The following is a 5,018-nucleotide window of genomic DNA, read 5'->3' as shown; positions in this document are numbered from 1 at the left end:
CGCGCGATGTGGGCCGCCGAGGGCGAGGCCGCCATCCGAACCGTCGTCGATACAGCACGCCTCACAGGCCACAGTCCCTTCGGCACCATCCTAAAGACCGTTGGCGCCTAAACACTGCAATTGCCGGGGTGAGTAATTACCAGATCATAATAGGCGCATGGCAGAAAAAATCAATAATTGTCGTTGCAGTATTCGTCGATAGTGCTCTGACGCCTACAAAACTACATGAGGCGGCGCAGTTTCTGCCGCAATAGCTGCAAATTAGCTGGCAAGTGCGTGGTGCGCTCTCGGCGTCTGTGCACTAGGCTACCGCGAGCCCGTGCTCCCTAACCCCCCCCCAATTTGGTATGTCATCTATCCATGGCCGCAACCTTACATAAGCCTAGCATTTGGCCCGATCCGAGATACCGGTTAGGTCAGCTGCGGTCGAGGAATATGGGTGGCAGGGACCACCCTTATTCGGGCAGGCCGACCTTCTGGAGATAACTGGCGCAATTTTCGGGTCTGGAATGGAGACGATAGATGGGACGGCGTTTCGTCAGATTGAAGTGTGAATTCGTCCGCGGACCGGGCAAGGCGTACACTTACGCTTTCGATTTCATCGTTGAGGACGAAAAAGTCGTTCAAGGATGGGACTACGTAGGCTTCGGCAAATTTAGAGATGCGGAAAATCGTGGTGCAATCGAGGTTTACCCATTCATAATCGACGAAGATGGTGACATGGACTTCGGTTCTGGTTTTGATGAGGCAGTAAGATATTTATCATCTAATATTATGACCAAGAATATTATCTTGTCGGAAACATTTACGGTGAATGACGGCGGAGAGAATATTTACATGATAAAAGAAATCAACAATATTTAGGAAGCGCTGTCAACTAACCCTAGGGCTATGTCGGCATATTCTCGATGGAGCGCCGAACGTTGGAGTGCCGACATTACGTTTCGATCTTACTCCTGGCGTCGGCCCGCGACAAAATCAGTTTGCGCTCAGGCACTCATCGCGCAGGCGGCCTTTGAACGACTCGACCAGCGCGGTGTCAGTCGGCTTGCCAGGGCGCGGAAAGTCCGGCTTGACGCCGTTCTCGTAGACCCAGCGGTCGATTGCCTACGAGACGAACTGAGGCCCGCTATCGACTTGGATCGCGTATGGTGTGATCCGCGCAGCAGCATCAAGCGGCCGACGACAGCCACGACCTGCTCGTTATTGATGCCTCGGTCGACTTCAATCACTATCTAGATGAGTGTCCGACGGTTTAAATCTGCATTCCTACCTAGACGCCGACCTTGTTGCAATGCACAACGCAGCGCGACAACCGCAGGTAGGAAACGAGCATGGCCAACATCCCGAATTTGGAGGTCCCGCCGCAGATGCGCGACCTCGCCGAGAACAGCGTCACCCAGGCCCGCACGGCCTTTGCGAGCTACATGGATTCCGCCAAGCGCAACGCCGAGATGATGAAGGGCTCGGCCGAGCAGACCGGCGCTAATCTGCAGGGCCTATACACTCGCGCCCTCGCGTACGCGGAGGAGAACGTCCAGGCCGGCTTCGACCACGCCCAGAAGTTGGCGCGGGCGGGCACGATGCAGGAGGCGATTCAGCTTCAGATGGAGTTCGCGCGCGGCCAGTTCGCGGCGATGCAGACGCAGGCCAAGGAATTCGGCGGCATGGTCCAGGGTGCCATGAAGGAGGGCGCCGAGAAGGCCAAGACTGCGATGCAGGAGGGTGCCGCCCACACTCACAAGGCGCTGGAGCAGGGCCAGGACGCCGCCAAGCAGGCGACCCACGAGGCGGGACAGGCAGTCGACCAGGCGACGCACTGACGATCGGCGTCGCCGGCAAGGGAGACTGACACACCTTGCCGGCCCCGCAACCGATGGTCGGTCTGAGCCTGCGCCCGGTGTAGCAGATGGTCGGATGCGATGGCCTACGGCATGTTTCCGCCGATCGCGGGCAATGGCTACCGGTGGAGCGGATTTGAGTCCCCTCCCCCGGTGAACCTTACTGCCGTGTGGTCTTCGCCGCCCCAGCCTGCGCCAGGAAGAACCGCACCATCTCTCGACTCGCGTCCGGGCCGCGTGCGTCCGTGAACGACCCTGCCGGATCGCCGCCTGACCACGCGTGGCCGGTGCCGTGCAGGATCCACTGCTCCAGCACCGCCCGGCCTGACGCATCCGTGCGCACCGTGCGGGTGTAGGCGACACCGTCCGGCGTCCGCCCTCCGCGCGCCGCCTGAGCAAGATCGGGTCCCGACGGTCCCTGCGCAGCCACCCGTTCGCCGTTGAACACGTTCACGGTATTGTCGCCGTCGCCGTGGAACACGATCGTCGGGACGGCGTGCCGCTTCCCGCCTGAGGCGCCGGCCCCCTCCCCCCGCATCGCCGCGAAGGCCGAGGGCACGTCGCGCGCCGCGCCGCAGGCCAGCCCGGAATGCACGCCCACCGCCGCGAACAGGTCGGGGTAAGTCGATGCCAGGATCGCCGCTGCGGCCCCGCCGGCCGAGAGGCCAGCAGCATAAACCCGATCGGCATCAGCTGAGAACTCCGCGATGACCTGCCGAGCGATACCGGCGATCAGCGCGGGCTCGCCGCCCTCGCGCTGCTGGTCGCCCGGCTCGTACCAGTTCCAGCAGCGCTGCATGTTGGCCGAGCGCGGCTGCTCCGGGTAGACTACCAGGAAGGTCTGCTCCTCGGCCACCGCGTTCATCCGGGTGCCGCGGGCGAAATCGTCCGGGTTCTGGGTGCAGCCGTGCAGCATCACCACGATCGGCAACGACTGACCGGTGTAGCCGCTGGGCACGTAGACCTTGTAGTTCCGGCTGCCGACCGGACCGGTGAAGGTGCGCGCCTCGAAGCGTGCGCCGTTCGGAAGCGGAGCGGCCGGTGCGCCGCCCCCGAGCCCGCCACTGAAGCCTAAATCCGAGCCGGTTCTGACGCCGCCCTTGGCCAGCGCCTCCTGGATCGTGCGCATCACGTCGCCGGCGATGTCGCCCTGGGGAGCGAAGGCCTTCTTGTCGAAGGCTGGCTCCTTCCTGGCACCAGCCGCAGCGGCATCCGGCGCCGTCCAGGCCCCGTCGGGGGTCGAAGGCGCAAGCATGTCGATTGTCTCACCGCCATGCGCGCTCGTCGCCTGCGCGGTAGGAGTAGCGGCAGCGGCCGCGGCCTGCCGAACCTCGGCCCACTTGGCGTAAGCGGCGGCCTGTTGCTGCTGCAGCTCAGCCATCTTCTCCATCATCCGCGCGGTGCGTGCCGGGTCGAGCTTCGGCATGGCGAACTTGGAGAAGTCCATCTTCGGAAAGGCGTTCATCGGGGATGATCCTGGTGCGCGAGGTGGACGGTGCGGGATGCCCAGCCTCCTCCGCGGAAGCGTCGTGCGCGGTGGTGGTCGTGTCAGGCGATGCGGTCGGCCAGGGCGGCCTTGACCGCCGGGCTGGCTTGGAAGGCGCCGAGCACCTCGACCGAGGCGATCGCGGCACGCGCGAGCTCGGGAGTGACGTCGAGGCCGATGCTGGCCAGCCCGAGCACCTGGATGTGGATCGGCGTCCCAGCGTCTCGGGCGGCCTCCAGGGTCTGCCTCGAATAGTACGACATGCCCAACCGCAGCTGTTTGCGGCTGACGGACTGTTTCACCGCCTCGCCCTGCCGCTCGATCTGGTTGCGCACCGCGGTGCGGATGAAATCAGCGCGGTTGGCGTAGAAGCCGTCGCGGACCATTAGGTCTATATGACCGAGGTCAACAAAGCCGAGGTTGACCGTCAGCTTCTCGCTGTCGGGCAGTTTCGGTCGCAGCTCACGCACGTTGTCTGCCATCTCGAGCCTCCGCAAGCCATCCCATTGGATGGTTTAGAGATGGCTAATGCCGGGCCATTTGCAATGAGTGACGCGAAGATGCGATCGGTGGCGTGAAGCAGACGCGGCTCAGGTCCTAGTGGTCCAAATCTGACGCTTGCTACTGGCTGCGAGGGGGTGCCTCCGAACCGTCGCAGCCACGAGCCCTGTAGTGAAAATGGGCTTTGTACAGGTCAAGGTGGTCCGCAGGAGACGTGGTGATGGAGCTTCGCGTTCTTGGCTGCGGTGACGCTTTTGGCTCAGGCGGACGGTTCAATACGTGCTTCCACGTTGAAGCGAGGGCCACGCGTTCTAATCGATTGCGGCGCGTCTTCGCTGGTAGCTATGCGGCGCTTCGGGGTCGGTCCCAACGGCATCGAAACGGTGTTCCTGACCCATCTACACGGGGATCACTTCGGGGGCTTGCCGTTCCTGATCCTTGATGCGCAGCTTGTAAGCCGTCGTACTTCGCCCCTGACCATCGCGGGGCCGCCAGGTCTGCGTGAGCGTCTACCCGCGCTGATGGAAGCCATGTTCCCAGGCTCGTGGACCATCGAGCGCAAATTCGGGCCGCACCTCGTCGAGGTGGGGCCGGAGACGCCGACCGAGGTCAATGGCATCAACGTAACCGCCTACCCGGTCAGACACCCTTCCGGCAGTCCATCCTACGCGCTGCGTCTCACCTGCGAGGACAAGGTGATCTGCTACACGGGCGATACGGAATGGGTGGACGCGCTCATTCCTGCTGCGCGTGGAGCCGACTTGCTCATCGCCGAGGCGTACACGGCCGAACGGCCCGTGCGCTACCACCTCGATTTCGCGACGCTGCGCCGCCACCTGCCGGAGATCGCCGCCAAGTCCGTTCTTCTCACGCACATGAGCCCCGACATGCTTGGGCGCACGCCCGAAGGCTGCGTGGCGGCGGAAGACGGAAACCTCGTCCTCTTCTGAACCAAAGGCAGCAATCCACACCCGGGGGAGCCACGGGCGTCGGTACCCAGCGTCAGATTTGGGCCACAAGTTCGATTTGCCGAAGTAACCCGTCGAACTTTCATCCCCGATACTGGGGCTGCCGCTGCTCCCAAGCCCGAAACGGCGTCAGCGCCTCATCCCGGATCGCACCAGCAAGGTCGGTGCCCTCGCGGTTGCCGAACAGCAGCCTGTCGAGGGTGCGGCCGGCCATCACGTCGA

The 5,018-nt window shown here is 63.2% G+C and carries 4 protein-coding genes and 2 pseudogenes; 3 read left to right on the top strand and 3 right to left on the bottom strand.

Annotated features, from left to right (window positions below):
• Nucleotides 1–522 precede the first annotated feature (522 nt).
• On the top strand, nucleotides 523–864 hold the full coding sequence (locus MKK84_RS20700) for a hypothetical protein (RefSeq protein ID WP_243923057.1): 342 nt from the start codon (nucleotides 523–525) through the stop codon (nucleotides 862–864).
• A 76-nt stretch (nucleotides 865–940) separates the two neighbouring features.
• On the opposite strand, the pseudogene MKK84_RS20695 reads toward MKK84_RS20700, so the two are convergent.
• A pseudogene (locus MKK84_RS20695) lies at nucleotides 941–1,235 on the bottom strand (integrase core domain-containing protein); the annotation flags it as partial.
• 99 nt (nucleotides 1,236–1,334) lie between these two features.
• Here MKK84_RS20695 and MKK84_RS20690 point away from each other — a divergent pair.
• The gene (locus MKK84_RS20690) at nucleotides 1,335–1,823 is read left to right on the top strand and encodes a phasin (protein WP_243923055.1); all 489 of its coding nucleotides are present in this window, start codon (nucleotides 1,335–1,337) and stop codon (nucleotides 1,821–1,823) included.
• A gap of 178 nt (nucleotides 1,824–2,001) precedes the next feature.
• On the opposite strand, the gene MKK84_RS20685 is transcribed toward MKK84_RS20690, so the two are convergent.
• Both MKK84_RS20685 and MKK84_RS20680 read right to left on the bottom strand, forming a co-directional pair.
• Nucleotides 2,002–3,306, bottom strand: a complete 1,305-nt coding sequence (locus MKK84_RS20685) for an alpha/beta hydrolase family esterase (RefSeq protein WP_243923053.1) — start codon at nucleotides 3,304–3,306, stop codon at nucleotides 2,002–2,004.
• A gap of 83 nt (nucleotides 3,307–3,389) precedes the next feature.
• Nucleotides 3,390–3,809, bottom strand: coding sequence for a CopG family transcriptional regulator (locus tag MKK84_RS20680; protein ID WP_243923051.1), 420 nt, complete (start codon nucleotides 3,807–3,809; stop codon nucleotides 3,390–3,392).
• 239 nt (nucleotides 3,810–4,048) lie between these two features.
• Here MKK84_RS20680 and MKK84_RS20675 point away from each other — a divergent pair.
• Nucleotides 4,049–4,778 (top strand): annotated as a pseudogene (locus MKK84_RS20675) (MBL fold metallo-hydrolase).
• Nucleotides 4,779–5,018: the final 240 nt, after the last annotated feature.

Origin of the sequence: Methylobacterium sp. E-065, assembly GCF_022829605.1 — a bacterium.
GTDB lineage: Bacteria > Pseudomonadota > Alphaproteobacteria > Rhizobiales > Beijerinckiaceae > Methylobacterium.
Note: the sequence above shows the minus strand (reverse complement) of the source record. Positions and strands in the feature narration are given on the sequence as shown.